Annotated in this window: 21 protein-coding genes; 8 read left to right on the top strand and 13 right to left on the bottom strand. The window is 73.2% G+C overall.

The features are described from left to right. Nucleotides 1-134: 134 nt before the first annotated feature. From glgX to glgB, 5 genes are all read left to right on the top strand, one after another. Nucleotides 135-2,186, top strand: a complete 2,052-nt coding sequence (gene glgX, locus ASF82_RS04005) for a glycogen debranching protein GlgX (RefSeq protein ID WP_056053647.1) — start codon at nucleotides 135-137, stop codon at nucleotides 2,184-2,186. Further along, on the top strand, nucleotides 2,183-2,686 hold the full coding sequence (gene ybaK / locus ASF82_RS04000) for a Cys-tRNA(Pro) deacylase (RefSeq protein ID WP_056053644.1): 504 nt from the start codon (nucleotides 2,183-2,185) through the stop codon (nucleotides 2,684-2,686). Before glgX ends, ybaK begins: the two co-directional genes overlap by 4 nt. Nucleotides 2,687-2,688: 2 nt before the next feature. Beyond that, nucleotides 2,689-3,012, top strand: a complete 324-nt coding sequence (locus tag ASF82_RS03995; RefSeq protein WP_200931962.1) for a DUF1294 domain-containing protein — start codon at nucleotides 2,689-2,691, stop codon at nucleotides 3,010-3,012. A gap of 476 nt (nucleotides 3,013-3,488) precedes the next feature. Then, nucleotides 3,489-5,486: an alpha-1,4-glucan--maltose-1-phosphate maltosyltransferase gene (locus ASF82_RS03990; protein WP_082514295.1), complete on the top strand. Its 1,998-nt coding sequence runs from the start codon at nucleotides 3,489-3,491 to the stop codon at nucleotides 5,484-5,486. 11 nt (nucleotides 5,487-5,497) lie between these two features. After that, complete coding sequence (gene glgB / locus ASF82_RS03985) at nucleotides 5,498-8,077, top strand: 1,4-alpha-glucan branching protein GlgB (protein ID WP_156369906.1); 2,580 nt, start codon at nucleotides 5,498-5,500, stop codon at nucleotides 8,075-8,077. A gap of 78 nt (nucleotides 8,078-8,155) precedes the next feature. Here the strand turns inward: glgB and ASF82_RS03980 are convergent, their stop codons facing one another. After that, the gene (locus ASF82_RS03980; protein ID WP_056053641.1) at nucleotides 8,156-9,142 is read right to left on the bottom strand and encodes a tetratricopeptide repeat protein; all 987 of its coding nucleotides are present in this window, start codon (nucleotides 9,140-9,142) and stop codon (nucleotides 8,156-8,158) included. Further along, nucleotides 9,139-10,926: a hypothetical protein gene (locus ASF82_RS03975; RefSeq protein WP_056053638.1), complete on the bottom strand. Its 1,788-nt coding sequence runs from the start codon at nucleotides 10,924-10,926 to the stop codon at nucleotides 9,139-9,141. Before ASF82_RS03975 ends, ASF82_RS03980 begins: the two co-directional genes overlap by 4 nt. A gap of 301 nt (nucleotides 10,927-11,227) precedes the next feature. Between ASF82_RS03975 and ASF82_RS03970 the strand changes: the two genes are divergently transcribed. Further along, entirely contained in the window at nucleotides 11,228-13,126 is a 1,899-nt protein-coding gene (locus ASF82_RS03970) for a hypothetical protein (protein ID WP_056053635.1), read from the top strand. A 54-nt stretch (nucleotides 13,127-13,180) separates the two neighbouring features. Continuing rightward, nucleotides 13,181-14,239, top strand: coding sequence for an AI-2E family transporter (locus tag ASF82_RS03965; RefSeq protein ID WP_056055779.1), 1,059 nt, complete (start codon nucleotides 13,181-13,183; stop codon nucleotides 14,237-14,239). Between the two features lie 18 nt (nucleotides 14,240-14,257). On the opposite strand, the gene ASF82_RS03960 is transcribed toward ASF82_RS03965, so the two are convergent. The 10 genes from ASF82_RS03960 to ASF82_RS03915 form a co-directional block, all read right to left on the bottom strand. Further along, a complete protein-coding gene (locus ASF82_RS03960; protein WP_235491154.1) occupies nucleotides 14,258-14,998 on the bottom strand; it encodes an alpha/beta hydrolase in 741 nt (246 codons plus the stop codon). Next, entirely contained in the window at nucleotides 14,995-15,300 is a 306-nt protein-coding gene (locus tag ASF82_RS03955) for a hypothetical protein (protein ID WP_056053630.1), read from the bottom strand. Before ASF82_RS03955 ends, ASF82_RS03960 begins: the two co-directional genes overlap by 4 nt. Nucleotides 15,301-15,414: 114 nt before the next feature. Further along, the gene (locus ASF82_RS16010; RefSeq protein ID WP_235491153.1) at nucleotides 15,415-16,083 is read right to left on the bottom strand and encodes a lytic transglycosylase domain-containing protein; all 669 of its coding nucleotides are present in this window, start codon (nucleotides 16,081-16,083) and stop codon (nucleotides 15,415-15,417) included. A 288-nt stretch (nucleotides 16,084-16,371) separates the two neighbouring features. Continuing rightward, nucleotides 16,372-16,929: a DivIVA domain-containing protein gene (locus tag ASF82_RS03945; protein ID WP_056055776.1), complete on the bottom strand. Its 558-nt coding sequence runs from the start codon at nucleotides 16,927-16,929 to the stop codon at nucleotides 16,372-16,374. Between the two features lie 57 nt (nucleotides 16,930-16,986). Continuing rightward, entirely contained in the window at nucleotides 16,987-17,985 is a 999-nt protein-coding gene (locus ASF82_RS03940; RefSeq protein ID WP_082514294.1) for a phosphatidate cytidylyltransferase, read from the bottom strand. Beyond that, nucleotides 17,986-18,504 carry a ribosome recycling factor gene (gene frr, locus ASF82_RS03935; RefSeq protein WP_056055773.1) on the bottom strand — a complete coding sequence of 173 codons (519 nt, stop codon included), beginning with the start codon at nucleotides 18,502-18,504 and terminating at the stop codon, nucleotides 17,986-17,988. A 72-nt stretch (nucleotides 18,505-18,576) separates the two neighbouring features. Then, entirely contained in the window at nucleotides 18,577-19,296 is a 720-nt protein-coding gene (gene pyrH / locus ASF82_RS03930; protein ID WP_056053628.1) for a UMP kinase, read from the bottom strand. Between the two features lie 155 nt (nucleotides 19,297-19,451). Next, nucleotides 19,452-20,279, bottom strand: coding sequence for a translation elongation factor Ts (tsf, locus tag ASF82_RS03925; RefSeq protein ID WP_056053626.1), 828 nt, complete (start codon nucleotides 20,277-20,279; stop codon nucleotides 19,452-19,454). Nucleotides 20,280-20,317: 38 nt separating this feature from the next. Continuing rightward, entirely contained in the window at nucleotides 20,318-21,253 is a 936-nt protein-coding gene (gene rpsB / locus ASF82_RS03920) for a 30S ribosomal protein S2 (RefSeq protein ID WP_056053623.1), read from the bottom strand. Nucleotides 21,254-21,664: 411 nt separating this feature from the next. Then, nucleotides 21,665-23,131: a sugar porter family MFS transporter gene (locus ASF82_RS03915; RefSeq protein ID WP_056053617.1), complete on the bottom strand. Its 1,467-nt coding sequence runs from the start codon at nucleotides 23,129-23,131 to the stop codon at nucleotides 21,665-21,667. Between the two features lie 322 nt (nucleotides 23,132-23,453). Between ASF82_RS03915 and ASF82_RS15740 the strand changes: the two genes are divergently transcribed. After that, the gene (locus ASF82_RS15740) at nucleotides 23,454-23,861 is read left to right on the top strand and encodes a M23 family metallopeptidase (protein ID WP_162240253.1); all 408 of its coding nucleotides are present in this window, start codon (nucleotides 23,454-23,456) and stop codon (nucleotides 23,859-23,861) included. Nucleotides 23,862-23,875: 14 nt separating this feature from the next. Here ASF82_RS15740 and ASF82_RS03905 read toward each other — a convergent pair whose 3' ends face one another. Next, nucleotides 23,876-24,850 carry a tyrosine recombinase XerC gene (locus tag ASF82_RS03905; protein ID WP_369814247.1) on the bottom strand — a complete coding sequence of 325 codons (975 nt, stop codon included), beginning with the start codon at nucleotides 24,848-24,850 and terminating at the stop codon, nucleotides 23,876-23,878. Nucleotides 24,851-24,880: the final 30 nt, after the last annotated feature.

Raw genomic sequence — 24,880 nt, 5'->3', positions numbered from 1 at the left:
CTGCTCTCGGTGCGACGGTCGTCGGTGCGACGGTCGTCGGTGCGACGCCCCGTCGGGCGACGGGCCGTCGGGCGGCCCGGATCGGCGCTCCCGCCTCTCGGGGGGCGCTCCGCCGCTGATCTACTGTAAGTCCCGTGCCTGACGCCGATCCCCTCTCCGACCTCGGTGTGCGCGTGGGCCCCGAGGGCCCGACCCTCCGCGTGTGGTCCGCCGCGGCGACCCGGCTGGAGCTCGTCGTCGACGACGCGCCCCACGACCGCGTCGTGCCGATGACCCGCGACGAGCACGACGTCTGGAGCGCCACCGACCACGCCCTCACCCCGGGCCGCCGCTACTGGCTGCGCGCCGTCGGCGAGACCCGGGGCGGCGCCGTCTTCGACCCCGAGCTCCCCCTGCTCGACCCGTGGGCGCGCGGCCTCGGCCGCACCGGCCGCGGCGAGTGGCGGGCCACCGTCGTCGACGAGTCGTTCGACTGGGGCGGCGTCGAGAAGCCGCGCACCCCGCTCGACCGCGTCGTCGTCTACGAGGCGCACGTGCGGGGCCTCACGCGGCTCGCCCCCTTCGTGCCCGACGAGCTGCGCGGCACCTACGCCGGCCTCGCGGCCGACACGACCATCGCGCACCTGAAGCAGCTCGGCGTGACCGCGGTGCAGCTGCTGCCCGTGCACCAGCACGTCGACGAGCAGCGCCTCGTCGCGCAGGGCATCGAGAACTACTGGGGCTACAACACGCTCTCGTTCTTCGCGCCCCACGCGGCGTACGCGAGCCGCGACGCCCAGCTGGCGGGCGCCTCCGCCGTGGTCCGCGAGTTCAAGGGCATGGTCCGACTGCTGCACGAGGCGGGCATCGAGGTCTGGCTCGACGTCGTCTACAACCACACGGCCGAGGAGGGCGAGGAGGGCGGGCCGGTGACGAGCCTCCGCGGGCTCGACGGCTCCGCGTACTACCGGCACGACGCCGAGGGCCGCCCGGTCGACGTGACCGGCTGCGGCAACTCGCTCGACACCAGCCACCCCGCCGCGCACCGGCTCGTCATGGACAGCCTGCGCTACTGGGCCACCGAGATGCAGATCGACGGGTTCCGCTTCGACCTCGCCGCCACCCTCGGGCGCGGCGCCGACCACGCCTTCGACCCCGAGCACCCCCTGCTGCACGAGATCGTCACCGACCCGGCCCTCGCCGGCGTCAAGATGGTCGCCGAGCCCTGGGACGTCGGCCTCGGCGGCTGGCAGACGGGCGCCTTCCCCCCGGGCTGGATCGAGTGGAACGACCGCTTCCGCAACCGCGCCCGCGACTTCTGGCTGACCGACGTCGCCGCCGCCCGTGCCCAGGGCACCCCGCCCACCGGCCTCGGCAGCTTCGCCTCGAAATTGAGCGGGTCGAGCAACGTCTTCGCATACGACCGCGGCCCGCTGGCCGGTCTCAACTTCGTCACCGCGCACGACGGCTTCACGCTGCTCGACCTCGTCTCGTACGACGCCAAGCACAACCTCAGCAACGGCGAGCAGAACCGCGACGGCACCGACGACAACCGCTCGTTCAACCACGGCGTCGAGGGCCACAGCGACAACCCGTGGATCAGCGACGCGAGGCGCCGCTCGATGCGCAACCTGCTCGCGACACTCTTCGTCTCGTCGGGCGTGCCGATGCTCACCGCCGGCGACGAGCGCGGTCGGTCGCAGCGCGGCAACAACAACGGCTACTGCACCGACAGCGAGCTGACCTGGGTCGACTGGGCGACGCAGCCCTGGCAGCAGGGCATCACCGACGACGTGGTGGCCCTGACCCGCGTCCGCGCCGAGAACCCGGCGCTGCGGCCGACCCGCTTCGGCCTCGAGGGCGCCTGCACCCTCAGCGCCAACGAGATCGACTGGTTCTCGGCCTCGGGCGCCGAGATGCACCCCGACGAGTGGAACGACCCGCACGTCCGCACGCTGCAGTACTTCGCGCGCTCCACGCCCGAGCACGAGGCGCCGAACGCGGTGCTGGTGCTCGTGCACGGCGCCGAGACGAGCACCGCCGTGACGGTCGCCCGGCACGAGGGCGTCGAGGGCTACGAGCCGCTCTGGACGAGCGACGACTCCGCCGACCTCCACCCGGTCGCGCCCGGCGACGAGGTGCTCGTCTCCGGCCCGACCGTGATCATCTACCGCGCCCGCCCCGCGACGGCGGAGGAGAGCGCGTGACCCGGAAGCCCGCGGGAGGCGCGGGCGGGCCGGGCACGCCCGCCACCGTCGCGCTCCTGGCCGCGGGGGTCCCGTTCACGGCGCACACCTACGAGCACCACGACACGGCGACGAACTTCGGCGAGGAGGCCGCCGCCGAGCTCGGCCTCTCGGAGGAGCGCGTGTTCAAGACGCTCGTCGCCGACGCGCAGGGCACCCTCGTCGTCGCCGTCGTGCCCGTCTCCCGGCGCCTCGACCTCAAGGCCCTCGCGGCCGCCGTCGGCGCCCGGAAGGCCTCGCTCGCCGACCCCGCCGTCGCCGAGCGGCGCACGGGCTACGTGGTGGGCGGCATCAGCCCGGTGGGCCAGCGCACGGCGCTGGCGACCGTCGTCGACGCGAGCGCCGCCTCCTTCGAGACCGTCTTCGTCAGCGGGGGGAGGCGCGGGTTCGACATCGAGATCGCCCCCGCCGACCTCGTGCGCGCCACGGGCGCCCAGCTGCTGCCCGTCGCGCGGGACTGAGCGTGGCCCTGCTGTTCTCCGACGCGTCGCTCGGCACCGCCGCGCTGCTCGCCCTCGGGGCGGCGCTGCTCGTGCTGAACGCGGTGACCGTCGTCGTCTACGCGCTCGACAAGCGGGCGGCCCGGCGACGCACCAGGCGGGTGCCGGAGCGGACGCTGCTGGCCCTCGGCCTCGTCGGCGGCTGGCCCGGGGCGCTCGTCGCGCAGCGGACGCTGCGGCACAAGACGCGCAAGGCGTCGTTCCGCCGCTCGTTCGTGCTCACCATCGTGCTGAACGTGGCCGTCGTGGGCGTCGTGGTGGCCCTCGTGCTGACGCCGGCCGGCTGAGGCGCCGCACCCTGGGGAGCAGCACGCTGCGCCCGCCGCACGCGTCCCGCCGGAAGGGATCGGGTTCCCCTCCGGCGGTCGACGGTGCGGACCGGACCAGCTCGGGCTAGGTCCGGGCACGCTCCGTCGCGCGTCGGCACGGCGCCGCCCGCCCCGGGCATGGCTGACCGGGGGCCGGGTGGACGACGCGTGTGCGGTTCACCTCGTGGTGCGAGGCGTCGAGGGCGCCGGGCTCTCAGGAGGGTTCAGGCTCCGAGGCGGGCTGGCCTTCTCGACGGATCCGACACTACTGGTCCCCCTAAGTGCGGACAAGCATTTCCGATGCACGCGCATGGACCCAGTTCGGGGGACGGACCCGTCCACCTCGGCGCCCGTGCCCGCTCCGGGGCGCCGACCGCGCCTCCTCGTCGTCCGCGGCGCGCACGCGGCGGGACGCACCGGAGCGGCTGCCCCCGATACCGGGTAGCGTCGCCTCCGTGGCTGCTTACGAACCCAGAGTCGGGCGGATCCCCGTCACGGCGCTCTCCCCGACCACCCCCGACCGGGTCTTCCCGACCAAGGCCTTCAGCGGCGAGGTCGTGCCCTTCGGCGCGACCGTCTTCCGCGAGGGGCACGACGTCGTCGGCGCCGACCTCGTGCTCACCGACCCGGAGGGCGTCGAGACCCGGCACCCGATGGTCGCGGGCCTCCCCGGCACCGACCGCTGGACGACGGAGGTGCAGCTCGAGGTCGAGGGCGACTGGACCTGGCAGGTCGAGGGCTACACCGACGACTGGGCCACCTGGCTGCACACCGCCGAGATCAAGGTGCCGGCCGAGCTGGACGTCGAGGTGACCTTCACCCTCGGCAGCCGCCTGCTGGCCGCCGCCGCGGGCGACTACCCCGACACCCCGCTCGTGGCCGACGCGGCCAAGGCGCTCGGCAACACGTCGCTCACCCCCGGCGCGCGCCTCCGCGTGGCCACCGACCCCCGGCTCGCCGCCGTCTTCGCGGCCCGCCCGCTCGGCAGCCTGCGCACCCGCAGCGAGCCCGAGGCCCTCCGCGTCGAGCGCAGCCGCGCCGGCCTGGGCAGCTGGTACGAGTTCTTCCCCCGCAGCGAGGGCGCGAAGAAGCAGGCCGACGGCACCTGGAAGAGCGGCACCTTCCGCACCGCCGCCCGCCGCCTCCCCGCGATCTCGCGGATGGGCTTCGACGTCGTCTACATCCCGCCGGTGCACCCCATCGGCACGACCTTCCGCAAGGGCCCGAACAACACCCTGACCGCGGGGCCGAACGACCCCGGGTCGCCCTACGCCATCGGCTCGGCCGACGGCGGGCACGACGCGATCCACCCCGACCTCGGCACCGTCGCCGACTTCCGCTGGTTCGTCGAGACCGCCCGCAACACCGGCCTCGAGCTCGCGCTCGACCTGGCGCTGCAGTGCTCGCCCGACCACCCCTGGGTCACCGAGCACCCGGAGTGGTTCACGCAGCTGCCCGACGGCACGATCGCCTACGCCGAGAACCCGCCGAAGAAGTACCAGGACATCTACCCCCTGAACTTCGACGACGACTACGAGGGCATCAGCCGCGAGATCCTCCGCATCGTGCGCTGGTGGATCGAGCTCGGCGTCACGATCTTCCGCGTCGACAACCCCCACACGAAGCCGGTGCGCTTCTGGGAGTGGCTGCTGCACGAGATCCGCGAGACGAACCCCGAGGTCGTCTTCCTGTCGGAGGCGTTCACCAAGCCCGCCATGATGCAGGCCCTCGCCCAGGTCGGCTTCCACCAGTCGTACACGTACTTCACCTGGCGCAACGAGAAGTGGGAGCTCGAGGAGTACCTCACCGAGCTGTCGAAGGAGACGAGCGGCTGGCTGCGCCCGAACCTCTTCGTCAACACCCACGACATCCTCACGCCGTACCTCCAGTACGGCGGCCGCGCGGCCTACAAGGTGCGCGCCGCGATCGCCGCGACGGCCTCGCCGACCTGGGGCGTCTACTCGGGCTACGAGCTGTTCGAGGACGTCGCCCGCCCGGGCAGCGAGGAGAACATCGACAACGAGAAGTACGAGTACAAGCCGCGTGACTGGCAGGCTGCCGAGGAGGCGGGGGCCAGCCTCGCTCCGTACCTCACGCAGCTGAACCGCATCAGGTCGTCGCACCCGGCCCTGCGTCAGCTCCGCAACCTCGACGTCCACTCGAGCGACGACGACGCGATCCTCGTGTACTCGAAGTACCTCAGCCGCGCCCACACCCGCAGCGGCCGCGCCGACGCGATCATCGTCGTCGCCAACGTCGACCCCCACTCGGCCCGCGAGACGACCGTGCACCTCGACGTGACGAAGTTCGGGCTGCGCCCGGGCGGCACGTACACGGTGCGCGACCTGATCACCGGCCAGCAGTGGACCTGGTCCGACGACAACTACGTCCGACTCGACGCCTTCACGGAGCCCGTGCACGTGCTGTCGGTCGACCTGAACCGCGCCCCCTGAGGAGCACCCCGATGAGCATCTTCCGCCACCCGAAGCCCCAGCCCGAGGAGCCCGGGCGCGGCGCCGCCGCGCAGCCCGCCGCCCCCGAGCCCGAGACGGCCCGCCCGTCGTTCGACGAGATCATCGCGCCGGGGACGGCCCCGGCGGCCGAGCCCGCCGCGGTCGAGCCCGTCGCGGCCGAGCCCGCTGCGGTCGAGCCCGTCGCGGCGCAGCCCGCCGAGCCCGTCGCCACGCCGGAGCCGGCCGCGGTCGAGCCGGAGCCGGAGCGCGACCCCGTCGTCGAGCCCGAGCCCGTCGTCGAGCCCGTCGCGGAGCACCCCGCCGAGCCCGTCGCCGTCGAGCCCGAGCCCATCGTCGAGCCCGAGCCCGAGCCCGCCACCGCCGCCCCCGAGGACCCGACCCCGCCCGACGTCCGCGTCGACGAGTCGACCCCGGCCGCCGCCGTCCCCGTCCTGGACGAGAACGAGGTCCTCGCCGCCGTCGAGGGCCGCCACGGCCACCCGCACGCGATCCTCGGCGAGCACGTGCGCGACGGGGTCACCGTCGTCCGCGTCGTGCGGCCCCTCGCCGAGACGGTCACCGTCACCGGCGCCTCCGGCGAGGTCGTCGCCCTCGAGCACCTCGTGCACGGCCTCTGGCAGGGCGCCGCCCGCGCGCCGCTCGGCGGCTACGAGGTCACCGCCACCTACGACGGCGGCTCGCCCTGGGTCGCCGACGACCCCTACCGCTTCTCCCCCACGGTCACCGAGTTCGACCTCTACCTCTTCGGCGAGGGCCGCCACGAGCAGCTCTGGAAGATGCTGGGCAGCCACGTGCGCGAGCACGAGGGCGTGCGCGGCACCTCCTTCGCGGTCTGGGCGCCCCACGCCGACGCCGTCCGCGTGAAGGGCGACCTGAACGGCTGGGACGCCGCCCGCCACGCGATGCGCAAGCTCGACGGCAACGGCATCTGGGAGCTCTTCGTGCCCGGCGTCGTCGACGGTGCGTACAAGTACGAGATCCTCACGCCCGACGGCGCCTGGGTGGACCGTGCCGACCCGATGGCCCGCCGCTCCGAGGTGCCGCCGGCCACCGCCTCCGTCATCACGAAGGCCGCGCACGCCTGGTCGGACGACGACTGGATGACGCAGCGCGCCGCGACCGACCAGCACCAGGGCCCGATGAGCGTCTACGAGCTGCACGTCGGCTCGTGGCGCCCGGGCCTGAGCTACCGCGAGCTGGCCGACCCGCTGGTCGACTACGTCACCGCGCTCGGCTTCACGCACGTCGAGTTCATGCCGCTCGCGCAGCACCCGTTCGGCGGCTCGTGGGGCTACCAGGTCACCGGCTACTACGCGCCGCAGAGCACCTACGGCTCCCCCGACGACCTGCGCTACCTGATCGACCGCCTGCACCAGGCGGGCGTCGGCGTGATCATGGACTGGGTGCCCGGGCACTTCCCGAAGGACGAGTGGGCCCTCGGCAACTTCGACGGCCGCAGCGTCTACGAGCACTCCGACCCGCGTCGCGGCGAGCAGCCCGACTGGGGCACGCTGGTCTTCAACTTCGGAGACTCGCAGGTGCGCAACTTCCTCGTCGCGAACGCCCTCTACTGGCTCGAGGAGTTCCACATCGACGGCCTCCGCGTCGACGCGGTCGCCTCGATGCTCTACCTCGACTACAGCCGCAACGACGGCGAGTGGCTGCCGAACGAGCACGGCGGCCGCGAGGCCACCGAGGCCATCTCCTTCCTCCAGGAGGCGAACGCGACGGCCTACAAGCGCCACCCCGGCATCGTCATGATCGCGGAGGAGTCCACCAGCTGGCCCGGCGTCTCGCGCCCGACGAGCGAGGGCGGCCTCGGCTTCGGCCTGAAGTGGAACATGGGCTGGATGCACGACACCCTCGACTACGTCGAGAAGGACCCGGCCTACCGCTCGTACCACCACGGCGAGATCACCTTCTCGTTCCACTACGCGTGGAGCGAGAACTTCATGCTGCCGATCTCGCACGACGAGGTCGTCTACGGCAAGGGCTCGCTCTTCGAGAAGATGCCCGGCGACGAGTGGCAGAAGCGCGCGAACCTCCGCGCCTACCTCGCCTACATGTGGGGCCACCCCGGCAAGCAACTGCTCTTCATGGGCTCCGAGTACGGGCAGCCCACCGAGTGGAGCCAGGAGAACGGCCTCGACTGGTCGGTGCTCGAGCGCCCCGAGCACCAGCAGGTGTTCGACCTCGTCAGCGAGCTCAACGCCGTCTACCGCCGCGAGAGCGCCCTCTGGGCCCACGACTTCGACGTCGAGGGCTTCGAGTGGATCGACGGCGGCGCGGCGCAGCAGAGCGTCGTGGCCTTCCTCCGCAAGTCGGGGCAGGGCGAGTCGGTCGCGGTGCTCGCGAACTTCTCGGGCGTGCCGCAGACCATGCGCCTGGGCCTGCCGGAGGCCGGCACCTGGGACGAGATCCTCAACACCGACGCGACGGTCTACGGCGGCTCGGGCGTCGGCAACTTCGGCGCCGTCACAGCGACGGACGCCCCCTGGGCGGGCCGCCCGGCCTCGGCGGACGTCGTCCTGCCGCCGCTCGGCGTGGTCTGGCTGAAGCTGCGCCGCTGAGCGCACGCCGCACACGACGGAGCCCCCCTCGACCTGGTCGAGGGGGGCTCCGTCGTGTGCGGGGCGGGGAGGGGCGGCTCAGTAGAGCAGCATCGTGAGGCGTCGCCGGGCGGCCGCGACGCGCGGGTCGTCGAGGCCGACGATCTCGAAGTACTCGAGGAGGCGCTTGCGGGCCGCGTCCTTCCCCTCCTGGTCGAGCGACGGGAAGACCGTCAGCACCCGATCGAACGCGTCGTCGACGTGGCCTCCGCTCACGTCGAGGTCGGCCACCGCCAGCTGCGCGTCGACGTCGGTCGGGGCCGCCGCGGCCTCGGCGCGGACGTCGGCGAGGGAGGCGCCCTGCAGTCGCGAGATCAGCGAGACCTGGGCGAGCCCCGCGACGGCCAGCTGGTCGCGAGGGTCCTGCGCGATGGCCGTCGTGTACGCCGCGATGGCGGCCTCGTAGTCGCCGCGGTCGATGGCGTCGTAGGCGTCCTGGTGGTGCGGGGGCAGCGGCTCGGGCTCGGGCGTCTCGCCCTCCCCCGCCGGGGCGCCGTCGACGACCGCGGTGCCGGTGACCCCGTTCTGCGCGGCGAGCTCGAGCACCTGCTCGAACACGTCGCGCACCTGGGCCTCGGGGAGTGCGCCGACGAAGAGCTGCACCGGGCGCCCGCCGATCACGGCCGCGACGGCCGGGATGGACTGCGCCTGGAAGGCCTGCGTCAGCTGCGGGTTCGCGTCGACGTCGACCTTGGCGAGCACGAAGCGGCCGCCGTACTCGGCGACGAGCTTGTCGAGCACCGGCGAGAGCTGCTTGCACGGGCCGCACCACTCGGCCCAGAGGTCGACGATCACCGGCACGGTGTTGCTCAGCTCGAGGAACTGCGTGAACGTCTCGTCCGTCGCGTCGAGCACGAGCGCCGGCACCGCGACGGAGGCGGCGGGCGCTCCCCCGTCGGGCGGCGTCGGGGCGCCGGGCGACCCGGCGGCGGCCGCCCCGGGCGCCGGAGCCGGCGGCCGATTGACGAGCGACGAGAGGTCGACGGCTCCGCGGAGCCCGGAGGGCACGGGGGGCAGGGTGGTCATGGCAACTCCTTCGCGGCCGTGAGGGCCTGGCTGAAACCGAGCAGGACGATCTTGTCGTCGCTGCCCACGGGAGGGACGGAGAAGAGCAGCTGGACGCCGTAGGTTGCCTCGATGCCCTTCGTCGACTTGTCGAGGCCGACGAGCGTCTTGACGACGCCCGCGGGGTTGACCTCGGCGCCGGCGGCGGTCGGCTTGACGGTCTCGACCTCGTCGAGGCCGACCGACACGATCGCGCCGGCGTCGTTCGAGGCGAACGCCACCGGGGTCTCGGCGTCGGGCGTGGAGGTGTAGTCGATCGACGCCGTCGTGGGCAGGCTCGCCCGCTTGGCGTCCTTGTAGGCCTTGCCGATCTTGTCGCGGAGCGTGTCGCCCTCGGCCTGGAACTGCGGCGCGTACTGGCTCTCGTCGCCGTTCCGGAGGATGTCGCCGTAGGCCTCGGCGAGCTGGTCGGGCCGCAGCGTCAGCAGCTTGACGTCGGGCGCGAGACGGGCCGCGCCGAGCGAGGCCGGGGCCACCGTCGGGAGCGTCGCCTGCGCCTCCAGCGCCTGCAGGTACTCGACCTTGTACGGGTCCCGCGCGGTCTCCTGCACCAGGGTGAGGGCGATCGGCGCCTTGGACGCGTCGGCGTCCTGCACGACGGTGAAGAGCGTGCGCGGCCAGGTGTCGGCCTGCTGCGGCAGGGTGAGCGTCAGCTCGCCCGAGGGGACGCCGATCGGCCCGGCGGCCGCGGCGTCCTTCGCGCGGATCTGGTAGTTGGCCTCGCGCTGCTCGAGGGCGGGGCCGACGAAGCGCTCGGCCGCCGCGGTCGCGTCGAGCGCGGCGTCCGCGGCGGAGGCCGTCGCGGCCACGCGAGCGACGATGCGCTCGGCCTGGGCCTCGGTGACGACGGGAGGCTGGAGCTCGGTGCCCTCGTCGTCGCCCTCCGCGCCCGGCGTCGCCGTGGCCGTCGGGGTCGGAGTGCTGCCGTCGCCGGCGCCGCCCACGGCGCTCGGCCAGTAGTCGGCCGTGCAGCCGCCCAGGGCCAGCGACGACACGAGCACGACCGGCACGACCGCGACCAGCCGCCGCCGGGCGCCCCGCTTCGAGGCGCCGATCGCGGGCGTCGCGCCGGCGCGGATCGCCGAGCGGCGCGGCGGGCGGGGCAGCTTCGGGCGCTTGCCGTCGCTCGACGTGCGGCGCGGGCCGCGGGTGCGGCGGTGGTGGGCGATCGCCCACACGTAGAGGAGAACGCCGATCACGAGCACGACCAGCCCGCCGACGATCAGGGGACCGGCCGTCGGCGTCGAGGCCGACAGCGGCCACGTGACGCGCAGCTGCGACGGGGCGGGCTCGGTGCCGTCGGAGAGGACCACGAGCGAGATGTCGTCGGGGGCGTCGAGCGAGAAGGTGAGCGAGGTGCCCTCGTACTGCTCGTACCAGAGGTCGCTGTCGGCGGGGGCCGGCGCCGTGGCCTCCGACCCCTGCACGACCTGGGTCTCGAGCTCGCCGGTCGCGTCGTCCCACGCGACGCTGTTGTAGGTCGTGTCGCCGACCCAGCCGAGCACGTCGGAGGTGCGGCCGTAGGCGGCGAAGACCGTGCCGCCGCCCGCCACCGAGATCGTCTGGCGACCGTCGTGGCCGTGCAGCGCCTCGGCGGGCACCACCGTCACGACGGCGTCGGAGGACTCGGTCGAGACCGTGGACGACACGCTCTCCGGCGGCGCGAAGACCGTCCTCTGGGCGAAGCCCAGGCCGACCATGACCGCCGCGAGCACGACGACCACGACTGCGATGATGAAGCGCACGTTACCTCTCCCTCCGTGCCACCATCCCGGTCGGGTCCGAGCACGCGCCAGTACGACGCGGCCTCGTGCGGGCCTGGCCGAGGAGGCCGGGCGCGGCAGCAGAATTTAAGACGGCTCAGCGTATCCGACCAGCCTGTGAGCCGCACGCCCGGGGCCCGGCAGCCGTCCCGGGGGCCCGCGCCGCGACTCCCCCGCCCCCACCGGGGCGCCGCGCCGACGCGGCTCCGTGCAGGCGTCGTGCCCTAAAATCGTCCCGCCGAGACGCGACGGGTCGTGCTCGGCACCGACGCGAGGAGACACAGTGGCCGCTGACGACGCCGAGTTCGGCACCGAGCTCCGGGGGTACCGCAAGGACGACGTCGACAAGGCGCTCGGCGAGCTCCGCCGCGAGCTGATCAAGGCGAACGCCGACCGAGCCGACACCGCGAGCCGCGTCAAGGAGCTGCAGGGGCGGCTCGACGAGGCGCAGCGCGAGCTGGAGGAGGCGGGCACGCCCACCTACTCGGGCCTCGGCAGCAAGCTCGAGCGCACGCTCCGCCTCGCCGAGGAGCAGGCCACGGCCCTCGTCGGCCAGGCCGACATCGACGCGGAGCAGCTGCGCCGCTCGACGTCCGACGAGGCGCGTCAGGTGCTCGACGACGCCCGGGAGCGCAGCACCGCCCTCCTCGACGACGCCCGGGGCCGCGCCGCCGCTCAGGTCGCCGAGTCGACCGCCGAGGGCGACCGCCTGGTCTCGCGCGCCCGCGGCGAGGCCCGGTCCCTCCTGCAGGAGGCCCAGCGCGACTCCTCGGCCATGCGCGGCGCCGCGGCGACCGAGGCCGCCGAGAACGTCTCGACCGCGCGCCACGAGGCCGCCGCCGTGCTCTCCGCCGCAGAGCGCGAGGCCGCCGAGCTCCGCGCCCTCGTCGAGCAGGAGGTCGCCGCGGCCCGCGACGGCGCCGCCGAGCTCGCCCGGACCACCGCGCAGGCCCGCGAGCAGTTCGTCGCCGACAGCGAGCGCCAGCGCGCGGACCTCGACCGGGAGGGCGCCGCCGTCCGGGCCGAGCTCGCCCGGCTCGACGAGACCACCCGTGCCGACCTCGAGCTCGAGGTCACGACCCGACGCGACGACCTCGCCCGCGAGATCGACGCGGCCCGTGCCGAGCTCGACGACGACGTCGAGAACACGCGCGCCGACCTGGCCCGCGACGTGGCGGAGACCCGCGCGGCGCTGGCCGCCGACTCCGCGCGCGTCCGCGCCGAGCTCGAGCTCGAGCTGACGACCGGCCGCGCGGAGCTGGAGCGCGAGGTCGAGGCTGCGCGGGCCGACCTCGCCCACGAGCTGGCGACGGCCAGGGCGCAGGCCCTCGCCGACGTCGCCGCCGACCGGGCACGCCTCGAGCGCGAGGTCGCGGAGGCGCGCGAGGCCCTCGCCGTGGAGCTCGCGGCCCGCACCGCCGAGGTCGACCTGGCCACGGCCACCGCCCGGGAGGAGATCGAGCGGACCACCACCGAGACGCGCGACCGCCTGGCCCGCGACGTCGAGCAGCAGCGCGAGCGCCTCGAGCGGGAGGAGGCCGAGCTGCGCGCCCAGGTCGAGGTCGAGGTCGCCAACGCCCGCGCCGACCTCGACGCCGAGGTCGCCGAGAGCCAGGCCCGCCTCGTCGACGACGAGGAGTCGCAGCGCGTCCGCCTCGCCCACGAGGCCCGCACCGTGCGCGCCCGGCTCGAGGCCGAGCGCGACGACGCCGTCGCCGAGCTGGAGCGCGAGCTCGAGGCCCGGCGCAGCGCGGCCGACGTCGAGCTCCGCACCCGCCGCGACGAGACCGACCGGGAGCTGGTGCAGCGTCACCACGCCGCGGTCGCCGAGACCCAGGGCTACCTCGACGAGGCCGGCGCGCAGCTCGAGGAGGCTCGGCAGCGAGCCGTCGAGGCGCGCCGCGAGGCCGACGAGCTCGAGCGCACGAGCGCGGAGCACTCGCGCACCGTGCGTTCCGAGGCCGACGCCGCGGCCCACGAGACGGTGAGCGAGGCCGAGGCCCGCGCCGAGCGGCTCGTCGCCGACGCCGAGGAGCGGTCGCGCGGCCTCGTCACCGACGCGGAGTCGCGGCTCGAAGCCCTGCGCGACGAGCGCGACGAGGTGGCCAGCTACCTCGAGGGCCTGCGCCGCGCCCTCTCCGGGACGGCGTCGGGCGGTGACGACTCCGGTACGACAGAGTAGGCAGTCGGCGGCACCGCGGTGAGCGGTGCCTCCGTCGTCGACAGGAGCACCCCCGTGAAGATCCACAACCCGTTCCGCCTCGGACTCCTGGCGGGTCTGGGCGTCCTGGTCGCGCTCGTGATCGGCGGGGCGGTCAGCGAGCTGTCGACGGTGCTGACCTACGTCGGCGCGGCCATCTTCATCGCCCTGGGGCTCGACCCGATCGTCTCCTGGCTCGAGAACCGTCGCGTGCCGCGATCGCTGGCGATCGTCATCGTCTTCCTGGCCGTGCTCGGCGCTTTCGTCGGCGTCGTGTTCGCGATCGTGCCCGTCATCGTGAGCCAGGCCACCGCGCTGATCACGAGCCTCGTCACGTACCTGCAGAGCGTCACGACCCAGCAGTTCGTCGACAACCTGCAGTCGCTCGTGCCGCAGAACGTCATCGACGTGCAGGACGGCCTCGACGCCCTCGTGGACTTCCTCACCAACCCCGACAACGTCCTGACCATCGGCGGCGGCGTGCTCGCCGTCGGCGTGGCCATCGGCAACGGGGTGTTCGCGACGGTCGTGGTGCTCATCCTGACGCTCTACTTCACGTCGTCGATCAACACCTTCAAGCGCGGCATCTACAAGCTGGTGCCCGCGTCGAAGCGCCCGAAGTTCGCCGACATCGCCGAGCAGATCAGCACCTCGGTGGGGCGCTACGTCATCGGGCAGTTCACGCTCGCCGCCATCAACGGCATCGTGAGCTTCGTCTTCCTCAGCGCCATCGGGGCCCAGCAGCCGGCGGTCTTCGCCTTCATCGCCTTCCTCGGCTCGATCATCCCGCTGGTCGGCACGATCAGCGGCTCGGCGATCATCGTGCTCGCGCAGATCGCCCTGCTCCCCCAGTCGCCCTCGACCTGGATCACGGCGGCGATCTGGTACATCGTCTACATGCAGGTGGAGGCCTACGTGCTGAGCCCGCGCATCATGCGCCGCGCCGTGCACGTGCCCGGCGTCATCGTCGTGATCGCGGCCCTCACCGGCGGCACGCTGCTCGGAGTGCTCGGCGCGCTCATCGCCATCCCGGTGGCCGCGTCCGTCCTGCTGATCATCCGCGAGGTCGTCGTGCCCCGGCAGGACGCCCTCTAGCCACCGAGCAGCGCCCGGTCAGCTCGCGGGCCAGGTCGACGGCAGCGGCAGGGCGACCGCGGGGGCGACGCGCGCGACGATCTCGGTGAGCACGCGCGTGGTCTGCTTCTCGCCGACCCAGAGGTGCTTGCCCCCCTCGACCGCGACCACCTCGAGGCGCGGCACGACCGCGAACCGGCTCCGCGCCTCCTCGGGGCGGAGGTAGTCGTCGAGCTCGGGCACGACCGCGACGATCGGCACCTCCGACGCGTTCCAGGCGCGCAGGTGGTCGTCCGTGGCGCGGTGGAGGGGCGGTGACAGCAGCAGCAGGCCCGCCACGTCGACGTCGGTGCCGTGCATGAGCGCCACCTCGGTGCCGAACGACCAGCCGACCAGCCACGGGGCAGGCAGGCCCTGCTCGGCCACGAAGCGCACCGCGGCGCGGAGGTCCGCAGCCTCGGCGACGCCCTCGCCGAACTCCCCCTCGGAGCGGCCCCGAGGCGACGACACGCCCCGGAAGTTGAAGCGGAGCACGGCCACGTCGGCGAGGGCCGGGAGGCGCCCCGCGGCCTTGCGGAGCACGTGCGAGTCCATGAAGCCCCCAGCCGTGGGCAGCGGGTGCAGGGCGACGATCGTGGCGACCGGCTCACGGTCGAGCGGCAGAGCCAGCTCGCCGACGAGGGTCAGCCCGTCGTCGGTCGTGAGCTCGACGTCGCGGCGGCGCGCGGGCAGCTCGACGCCCCCGCGGATCTCGACGGGGGCGGGGTCGGGGGTGCTCACGAGATCCTCCAGCAGTGCGTGTGCCAGTGACGGCGGCCGGCGAGGTCGTTCGCCTCGCCGAAGATGCCGTCGGCCCGCCAGGCGACGACGTGCGGGGTGGCGGGGGCGATGGTCAGCGAGCAGCCGGGGCAGGTGTACTCCTTGACCGCGGCGGCGGACGAGACGGCCTGCACCGTGTAGTCGCGGCCGTGCCGGGTCTCGACCCGGGGCCCGCCGAAGAGGGCGCGGCTGATGTCGTGGGAGTCGCTGTCCGTGCCCGGGGTCCGGTCGCGGGGACGGCGCGGTCGGTTGCTGCGGGGCATGTCGACCAGCGTACCGGCGGCACCGCGGCCTGCCCGCGTCGGGGCCGGACGACGACGGCGCCCCCGCTCTCGCGGAGGCGCCGTCGTGGCGTCGGGCAGGTGTCGCGCCGGGGCTCAGTACCAGTTGACCGACTGCGAGTGGCCCCAGGCACCGCAGGGGTTGCTGTAGCGCCCCTGGATGTAGTTCAGGCCCCAGGTGATCTGGGTGGCGGGGTTGGTCTGCCAGTCGGCGCCGACGGAGGCCATCTTGCTGCCGGGCAGCGCCTGGGGGATGCCGTAGGCACCGCTGGAGCGGTTGGCCGCGTACACGTTCCAGCCGGACTCCTTGTTCCAGAGCGAGACGAGGCAGTCGTACTGGTCGCTGCCCCAGCCGCGGGCCGCGACGAGGTCGGCGGCGATGGCCTTCGCACTGCCCGGGTCGGGCGTGCCGGCGACGGGCGCCGTGCCGGTGCTGGGCTTCTTCGCCGCAGCGGCGGCCCCTGTGCCGGTCGACGCGGCCGACGCATCGGCGGTCTCTTCGACGACGGGCTCCGGCTCGGGCGGCGGGGGCGGCGGCGGGACGGTGACCCCGTAGGAGTCGCGGTCGGCGGTCGTGACGACGCCGCTGGCCACCGTGACGGTCTGGCCGGGAGCGGTCAACGCCGCGGCGGCGGCCGGGGTCGTCGTCGCGGCCTCGGCCCCGGCGAGCGGGTTGACGAGCGACGCACCGATGAAGGCGGCCGTCGCGCAGAAGCCGATCATCGGCAGGACCACGTGGCGCCGGGGCGCCGGTCGCGCGGCCACGGACGTCGACGCCCCGGCCTGGGCCCGGGCCATCTCTGCCGGGACGACCGAGGCGGGGAGCCTGCGGTGCACCGTACGGGGTCGGGAGACCACGACCGGGTGATCTCGAGGAGTCGTGCCGGGGGTCGGAGTCGCTGAGTGCCTGCCCATGAGTTCGTCCAGGGTAACGGATCGATCACGGCACGGCTAGGGCCCCCGGCGCGTGTCGCCGTCGACGTCGGGCGGTCGGGCCGTCAGGCCGTCAGGCCGTCTGGCCTTCAGGCCTTCAGGGCACGGGTGGCCAGGGCGTCAGCGGACGGCCAGCATGACGTCGACGACCGCGTCGAGCACGAGGTCGACCTGCGCCTCGCGGTAGCCGCCCCGCTGGGGCCGGAACACCGCACCGCGCACGTCGTCGATGCTCAGCGCCCGCCCGTCGCTGAAGTACCCCTGCAGTCGGCGCGCGAGCCGGTCGACGTCGCCGCGGTGGTACCCCGGGGTGAAGATGCTGACCCGGTCGAAGCGGTGCCCCTGCGGGCGGTCGAGGCGCGCCACGATCTCCTCCGCGGTCGACCGAGCGTCGCCGAGCCACGAGTCGTCGCCGCGCGTCGTCCTGGCGCGCTCGCGCTCCCGCGAGGCGAAGGCGTCCTCGAGCCGCTCCAGGGCGGCGTCGACGTGGGCAGTCGAGTAGCCGCCCTTGGTCATCGCGAACGCGGTGCGCCGGATGCGTGCCGAGTCGACGCCGCCCTCCCCCGGCGCCGCAGCGTACGCGGCACGTGCCTCCGCCAGGAAGGCGTCGACCTCGGACTCGTCGTAGCCCCGCTGGCCCTTGGGCGCGAGGGGGAAGGTTGTGCTCACGCGCCCCATCATGCCGCATCGCCCCCGCTCGGCCCGGGAAGGCCGGGCCCGGGCGAGGGCACGGCGTCAGACGAAGATGAGGTAGAGCGCGTAGGCGACGACGGCCGACGGCAGCGTGCTGTCGAGCCGGTCGAGGAACCCGCCGTGGCCCGGCAGCCAGGTCGAGATGTCCTTGATGCCGAGGTCGCGCTTGATGAGCGACTCGGAGAGGTCGCCGATCGTGGCGGTGGCGATGATGAGGCCGCCGAGCAGGAAGCCGAAGTACCACGGCATGTCGAGCAGGAGCCACGAGGTCAGCACGGCCGCGATCAGGCTGGCCGCGACGGAGCCCGCGAAGCCCTCCCAGGTCTTCTTCGGGCTGATGCGCGGAGCCATCGGGTGCTTGCCGAAGTTGAGCCCCGTGGCGTAGGCGCCCGTGTCGACCGCGATGACGATGATGAGGGCCGAGAGGGTCCAGTTCGCCCCGTTCGGCTGGGCCGCGAGCAGGACCATGAAGCTGCCGAGGAAGGCGCAGTAGATCTGCACGAACGCCCCGGCGCCGATGTCGCGCAGGACGACGGAGGCGGGCTTGCGGTGCGAGGGCCGCGCGAGCTCGATGAGCCGCCACAGCGAGATGACGGCCACGCCCGCGAGGAGCGCGAGCCACTGCCCGGACGCACCGCCGTAGAAGGCGGCGGGGACGATGGCGAGGCCCGCCAGGACGCTCGGCAGCCGCGGGACGTCGCGCCCCGCGAACCTCAGCGCACTGGTCAGCTCGAAGCAGAGGGACGCGATGAGCGCTCCCGCCACGATCATGAAGAACGCGGGCTGGAAGATGAGACTGACCAGGACGGCCCCGCCGAGACCGACCCCGACCCCGATCGCCGCCGGCAGGTTGCGACCCGTCTTCGCCGTCAGGACCTCGTTGCGAGCGCCCAGCTGCGCGCGTCGTGCGCGCAGCTGGTTCTCGAGGTCGTGGCGAGCGGCCTGGGCCCGGGCGTCGAAGTCGGCGCGACGGCTGCCGAGGGTGGTCTTGGGGTTCGGCGCCGACTCGTCGGGGCGGGGGCCGTCGGGAGCGTCGCTCATCTAGACCTCGAGCAGCTCGGCTTCCTTCTTCTTCAGCGCGTCGTCGATCGAGTCGATGTAGCCCTTGGTGACCGACTCGAGCTCCTTCTCGGCCCGTGCGACCTCGTCGTCGCCGACCTCGGTCTTCAGTGCGTCGAGCTCCGTCTTCGAGGTGCGACGGATGTTGCGGATCTGCACCTTGGCGTCCTCGCCCTTGCCGCGGACGATCTTCACGAACTCCTTGCGGCGCTCCTGCGTCAGCTCGGGGATGGTGACGCGGACGAGGGTGCCGTCGTTGGTGGGGCTGGCGCCGAGGTTCGGGAAGGTCGCGATGGCCTTCTCGATCTCCTTCAGGGCCGACTTGTCGTATGGCGTCACGATCATCGTGCGCGCCTCGGGCACCTGCAGCGAGGCCAGCTGGGCCAGCGGCGTCGGGGTGCCGTAGTAGTCGACGGGGATCTTCTGGAAGAGCGCCGGGTTGATGCGCCCGGTGCGGACCTGACCGAAGTCGGTCTTGGCGGACTCCAGGGCCCGCTCCATCTTCTCGCGCGTCTCGGTCAGTACGTCAGTGATCGCCACAATGCTCCCTTGGTTCGTCGTCGAGCTTAGTCGTCAGTTGCTGACGAGAGTTCCGATGCGCTCGCCCCGGATGGCGCGGGCGATGTTGCCGGCGCCCTCCATGCCGAAGACGTGCATCGGCATGCCGTTGTCCATGCAGAGGCTGAAGGCGGTCGAGTCGACCACCTTGAGGCCCTGGACGAGGGCCTCCTGGTAGGTCAGCGTCTCGAGCTTCACGGCGTCGGGGTCGGTGCGCGGGTCGGCGGAGTAGACGCCGTCGACGCCGTTCTTCGCGACGAGGACCTCGTCGGCGCCGATCTCGAGGGCACGCTGGGCCGACACGGTGTCGGTGGAGAAGTAGGGCAGGCCGGCGCCGGCGCCGAAGATGACGACGCGGCCCTTCTCCAGGTGCCGCTCCGCACGGCGCGGGATGTAGGGCTCCGCGACCTGCGTCATGGCGATGGCCGACTGGACGCGCGTGGCGGCTCCGGCCTTCTCGATGAAGTCCTGCAGGGCGAGCGCGTTCATGACGGTGCCCAGCATGCCCATGTAGTCGGCACGGCCGCGGTCCATGCCCCGCTGGCTGAGCTCCGCGCCGCGGAAGAAGTTGCCGCCGCCGACCACGACGGCGATCTCCACGTCGGCCGCGGCCTCGGCGATCTCGCGCGCGATGCCGCCGACCACGTCGGGGTTCACGCCGAGCTGGCCCCCGCCGAACGCCTCGCCCGAGAGCTTGAGGAGGACGCGGCGTCGTCTGGTTGTTCCTGTCGTCATGCGAGTTCTCCCTCGTGTCGTGGCCGTAGCCAGGGTAGCGAGTCACGGCGGGCGTGCCGGACCGCGGCGGCCGGCCGCGCCTCCCTGTCGTGAGGGACCGCGGACACGGCGACGGGGCCTGAGACGCGTTCGTCTCAGGCCCCGTCAGGGTGTTGCTAGGCGCCGACCTTGACCCGGGCGAAGCCCTTGATCTCGATGCCGGCCTGCTCCACGACCTTGGCGACGGACAGCTTGTTGTCCTTCGCGTAGGCCTGGTCGAGCAGGGCGATCTCCTTGAAGAAGCCGGTGAGGCGACCCTCGATGATCTTCGGCAGGGCGGCCTCGGGCTTGCCCTCGTTCTTCGCGGTCTCCTCGACGATGGCGCGCTCCTTGGCGACCTGGTCGGCGGGGACCTCGTCGCGCGACAGGTACGTCGGCGCGGCGAAGGCGATGTGCTGGGCGACCGAGCGGGCCGTCTCGGCGTCGGGGCCCGTGTAGCCCACGACCACGCCGACCTGCGGGGGCAGGTCCTTCGAGGTCTTGTGGAGGTAGATCGCGAACTCGTCGCCCTCGATGTGCGAGACGGTGCGCAGTTCGACCTTCTCGCCCATCAGCGCGGCCTCGTCGTTGACGAAGGCCTCGACGGTCTGGCCGCCGATCGCCGCGGCGTTGCCCTCGGCGGCGTCCTTCGCGCCGGCGGCCGAGACGGCCTCGAGCACGGAGTCGGCGAGTGCGATGAACTTCTCGTTCTTCGCGACGAAGTCGGTCTCGCTGGCGAGCTCGATGATCGTGGCGTAGCCCGAGGAGGCCTTGGCGGCGACGAGCCCGGCGGTGGTCTGGCGACCCTCGCGCTTGGCGACGCCCTTGAGCCCCTTGACGCGGAGGATCTCGACGGCCTTCTCGAGGTCGCCGTCCGCCTCGACGAGGGCGTTCTTGCTGTCCATCATGCCCGCGCCCAGGCGGTCACGGAGGGTCTTGACGTCAGCTGCGGTGAAGTTGGCCATTGGCTGGCTTCCTTTCGTGGAGTCGGAAGGGGGGAGGACTACTTGGCGTCGGCGTCGGCCGGCTCGGCAGCCGTGGCCTCGGTGGCCTCGGCGACGGGCTCGACGACCGGCTCGCCCAGGGGCTTCTCGGCGACCTGCGCGTCGGCGTCGTTCTCCGCGACGGGGAGCGACTCGGCCGCGGGGGCCTCGGCGGCGGCGTCGGCGGCCTTGGCCTCGCCCTGCGCGAGCAGCTCGGCCTCCCACTCGGCGAGGGGCTCGACGGGAGCGTCGGCGTCCTCGGGCTTCTGGTGACGCTGCACCAGGCCCTCGGCGGCGGCGTCGGCGACGATGCGGGTCAGCAGGCCGACGGAGCGGATGGCGTCGTCGTTGCCGGGGATCGGGAAGTTGATCTCGTCGGGGTCGCAGTTCGTGTCGAGGATGCCGATGACCGGGATGCCCAGCTTCTTGGCCTCGTCGATCGCGAGGTGCTCCTTCTTGGTGTCGACGACCCAGAGGGCCGACGGCGTCTTCGTCAGGTTGCGGATCCCGCCGAGCGTCTTGTGCAGCTTGTCGAGCTCGCGCTTCTTGATCAGCAGTTCCTTCTTGGTGAAGCCCTGCGTGGTGTCGTCGAAGTCGATGTCCTCGAGCTCCTTCATGCGGGCGAGGCGCTTCGAGACCGTCTGGAAGTTGGTCAGGAGGCCACCGAGCCAGCGCTGGTTCACGAAGGGCTGGCCGACGCGGTTCGCCTGCTCGGCGATGGAGCCCTGAGCCTGCTTCTTCGTGCCGACGAAGAGGATGGTGCCGCCGTGGGCGACCGTCTCCTTGACGAAGTCGTACGCCTTGTCGATGTAGCCGAGCGACTGCTGGAGGTCGATGATGTGGATGCCGGAGCGCTCGGCGAGGATGAATCGCTTCACCTTCGGGTTCCAGCGGCGGGTCTGGTGTCCGAAGTGGACGCCGCTGTCGAGCAGCTGGCGGATGGTGACGACGGCCATGGTCGTTCTCCTCTTTCGTGGCACGCGCGGAGGCGTGCCGGTGTCGGTTCGTCCGGGCGACCGGTCGGTCGCCCCTGCCTGGTGCCCGAGCACGCCCCCGCCGTCGGCACCGCGGCACTGACGTGCCGGTGGTGCGTGACGGACCGAGTGGGGGTGGAGGCCGGTGTCGTCCGTGAGCGGCCGACCGTGAGGGAGGCTGCTCGGGGACGGTGCGTCATGGACGCACGGGCACGCGAAGTCAGTCTGCGAGGCAGACTGCGTGCTCATCGTAGCACCGACGGAGCACGGGCAGGGGGCGGCGACGGGCCCCCGACGGAGGCCCGGGTCGACGCCGGCCCTCCCCCGCCCCGCACGACGGAACGCCCCGTCCGACGAGCGGACGGGGCGTTCCCGACGGGGGTCGTGACGAGGTCAGCGGCGAGCGCCCGAGGCGCCCTTCGCGGTGCCGCCCTCGACGGCCGAGATGCCCATCTCCTCCAGGCTGCGGCCCTTCGTCTCGGGGATCTTCGCGAGCACGAAGAAGAACGAGATGAGGGCGAAGGCGGCGAAGATGCCGTACGACAGCGTGAGGCTGACCGCGGCGAGCGACGGGAACGAGACCGTGACGATGAAGTTCGCGATCCAGTTGGCGGCGCTGCCGACGCCCAGCGCGGTGGCGCGGATGCTGTTGGGGAACATCTCGCCGAGCAGGACCCACATGAGCGGGCCCCAGGTGGCGCCGAACGAGACCACGAAGAGGTTGGCGGCCACGAGCGCGACGGGGCCCCAGGCGCCGGGCAGCTGCGGGTCGCCGCCGTCGCCGGGCACGGACTGGCTGAAGGCGAGGGCGGTGACCGCGAGGCTGAGGAACATGCCCACGGAGCCGATGAGCAGCAGCGGTCGACGGCCGACCTTGTCGACGAGGCCGATCGCGACGAACGTGACGACCACGTTGACGATCGAGGTGATCGTCGAGATCGTGAAGGAGTCGCTCTCCTGGAAGCCGACGGCCTGCCACAGGGTGGTCGAGTAGTAGAAGATCACGTTGATGCCGACGAACTGCTGGAGCACGGCGAGGATGATGCCGACCCAGACGATGGGCTGCAGGCCGAAGCGGTCGCCGCGGATGCTCGACTTCTTCTCCAGCTCCGCCTCGGTCTTGATCGAGTCGGTGATCTCCTTGAGGCTCGTGTCGACGGTCTCCGCGGGGACGATGCCCTTCAGGACGGTCTTGGCCTCGTCCTCGCGGCCCTCACCGGCCAGGTAGCGGGGCGACTCCGGCAGGCGGAGGGCGAGCACGCCGTAGACGACCGAGGGCACGATGCCGACGAGGAACATCCAGCGCCAGGCGGCGAGGCCGAAGAGGGAGGGCTCGGAGGCGCCGCCCGCGGTGACCGCGAAGAGCTGGTCGGAGAGCAGGGCGACGAAGATGCCGAGCGTGATGGCGAGCTGCTGGAACGAGGCGAGACGACCGCGGATGGCCTTCGGCGACACCTCGGAGATGTAGGCCGGGGCGATCACGGAGGCGATGCCGATGCCGAGGCCGCCGATGACGCGCCAGAGCACGAGGTCCCAGACGGCGAACGCGAAGGCGGCGCCGAGCGAGCTGATCAGGAAGAGCGCGGCGCCGATGAGCATCACCTTGATGCGGCCCATCTTGTCGGCGAGGCGGCCGGCGACGTACGCGCCGATGGCACAGCCGATCAGCGCCGACGCGACGGCGAAGCCGGAGGCGAACTCCGTCAGGCCGAACTCGTCGGTGATGCTGGAGACCGCGCCGTTGATGACGGACGAGTCGAATCCGAAGAGGAAGCCACCCACGGCCGCGGCGATCGCGAGAGCCGTCACCCGCCTGTTCAGCTTCTTCTCTGTTGCTGACGATTGCGCCGAGTTCGACACGGTTCTCCTTAAATCCACGGAGGGCGGGCTCGTGACCACACTCCCCCGACATCGTCGTGCACCGGGTGTTCGTGCACAGAGGGACCCTACGCCTCGCTGTGAATCCCCGCACGTCGTGCACGATCTGTGCATGCAGACCCGTGCCTCCTCCCCTCGCCCCCCGTCCGTCCGACAGGTGTCGTCTGGCCGGGAGCCGGCGCGAGCCGCCAGGGGGGCCGCCCTCCCGGCCCTCCTGCTCGCGGTCCTCCTCCTCGCCGGCGGTCCCGCCCGGCCCGTCGCGGCCGAGGCACGGCCCGGCCCGGCCGTCCCGTGGTCGTGGCCCGTGCCCGAGCCGCACCTCGTGCTCCGTCCGTTCGTCGCCCCCGAGCACCGGTGGTCGCCCGGGCACCGGGGCGTCGACCTCGCGATGACCGAGGGAGGCGCGGTGTCGGCCCCGGACGACGGGGTGGTGCACTTCGCCGGGACGGTCGTCGACCGCCCCGTGCTGTCGCTCCGGCACGCGGGCGGCGTCCTGAGCAGCATGGAGCCCGTGAGCACGCAGCTGCGGGCCGGCGACGTCGTGCAGCGGGGCCAGGCCGTAGGGGTGCTCGAGCCCGGCCACGGCTGCACCGCCTCGTGCGTCCACCTGGGGGCGCGGATCGACGGCGAGTACGTCTCACCGCTGATGATGCTGGGCCTCGGCCGGGCCAGCGTGCTGCTGCCGACCCGCCACGACGAGGTGCAGGGCTGAGGCCGCCGGGTCGGTCAGGCGCGGGGGTGGGCCGTCCGGTAGCTCTCGCGGAGTCGCTCGGTCGAGACGTGCGTGTAGATCTGCGTGGTGCCCAGGCTGGCGTGGCCGAGCATCTCCTGCACGGCACGGAGGTCGGCGCCCCCGTCGAGCAGGTGGGTCGCCGCCGTGTGCCGGAGGGCGTGGGGACCCGACGGGCCGCTGCCCGGCAGGTCGGCCAGCAGGCCGGACACCAGGCGGTGCACCGCGCGGGTGCCGAGCCGGCCGCCGGTCGCGCCGAGGAAGAAGGCGTCGCCCGCGGGCCCGGCGCCGGCGACTGGGCCGGCTCCGGCTCGGGCAGCGGCTCCGGCGCGGGCGGCGGCGCGGGCCGCGAGGACGGGCCGGGACCGCGTGAGGTACCGGTGCAGGGCCTCCGCGGCGGGGACTCCGAAGGGGACGACCCGCTGACGCGAGCCCTTGCCGGTCACGCGGACGGTGAGGCGGTCCAGGTCGACGTCGCCGAGGTCGGCCCCGACGAGCTCGGAGACGCGCAGCGCCGAGCCGTAGAGCAGCTCGACGACCGCGAGGTCGCGCCCCGCCACGGCGTCGTCGGCGTCGGCCCGGACGGCGAGCGACGTCAGCACGGACTCGGTCTGCGCGGTCGTCAGCACGCGGGGCAGGTGGCTCTCGGCCTTGGGGGCGCGGAGCCGGAGGCCGACGTCGACGCCGGTGCGCCCGGTCTCCTCCAGCCACCGCGTCAGGGCCCGGGCGCTGGCGGACCGGCGGGCGAGGGTGGTGCGCGCGAGGCCGGCCTCCGTGCCGCGCCAGAGCCAGTCGCGGAGGAGCTCGAGGTCGACGTCGGCGGTCTGCGGCTCCCGGCCCAGCCGCTGCCCGGCGACCGCGAGCAGGTCGGCGAGGTCGGAGAGGTACGAACGGAGGGTGTTCTCGCTCAGCCCCCGCGCGTGCCGCAGGTGCTCGACGAAGGCGTCGACGTCGACGCGCAGGGCCGTCACGGGCGCCCCGCCCCGCCGGGGCCCGCCGCA

Source organism: Frigoribacterium sp. Leaf164 (assembly GCF_001423665.1).
Taxonomy (GTDB): domain Bacteria; phylum Actinomycetota; class Actinomycetes; order Actinomycetales; family Microbacteriaceae; genus Frigoribacterium; species Frigoribacterium endophyticum.
The sequence above is the reverse complement of the archived record's forward strand: the minus strand, read 5'-3'. Positions and strand labels throughout refer to the sequence as shown.

Excerpts from the sequence above, each read along its gene's own strand:
- rpsB (WP_056053623.1), bottom strand. The coding sequence starts at position 21,253 with ATGGCCGTCGTCACCATCCGCCAGCTGCTCGACAGCGGCGTCCACTTC.
- glgB (WP_156369906.1), top strand. The coding sequence starts at position 5,498 with ATGAGCATCTTCCGCCACCCGAAGCCCCAGCCCGAGGAGCCCGGGCGC.
- ASF82_RS03940 (WP_082514294.1), bottom strand. The coding sequence starts at position 17,985 with ATGAGCGACGCTCCCGACGGCCCCCGCCCCGACGAGTCGGCGCCGAAC.
- tsf (WP_056053626.1), bottom strand. The coding sequence starts at position 20,279 with ATGGCCAACTTCACCGCAGCTGACGTCAAGACCCTCCGTGACCGCCTG.
- ASF82_RS03955 (WP_056053630.1), bottom strand. The coding sequence starts at position 15,300 with ATGCCCCGCAGCAACCGACCGCGCCGTCCCCGCGACCGGACCCCGGGC.
- pyrH (WP_056053628.1), bottom strand. The coding sequence starts at position 19,296 with ATGACGACAGGAACAACCAGACGACGCCGCGTCCTCCTCAAGCTCTCG.
- frr (WP_056055773.1), bottom strand. The coding sequence starts at position 18,504 with ATGGAGCGGGCCCTGGAGTCCGCCAAGACCGACTTCGGTCAGGTCCGC.
- ASF82_RS03980 (WP_056053641.1), bottom strand. The coding sequence starts at position 9,142 with ATGACCACCCTGCCCCCCGTGCCCTCCGGGCTCCGCGGAGCCGTCGAC.
- ASF82_RS03945 (WP_056055776.1), bottom strand. The coding sequence starts at position 16,929 with ATGGGGCGCGTGAGCACAACCTTCCCCCTCGCGCCCAAGGGCCAGCGG.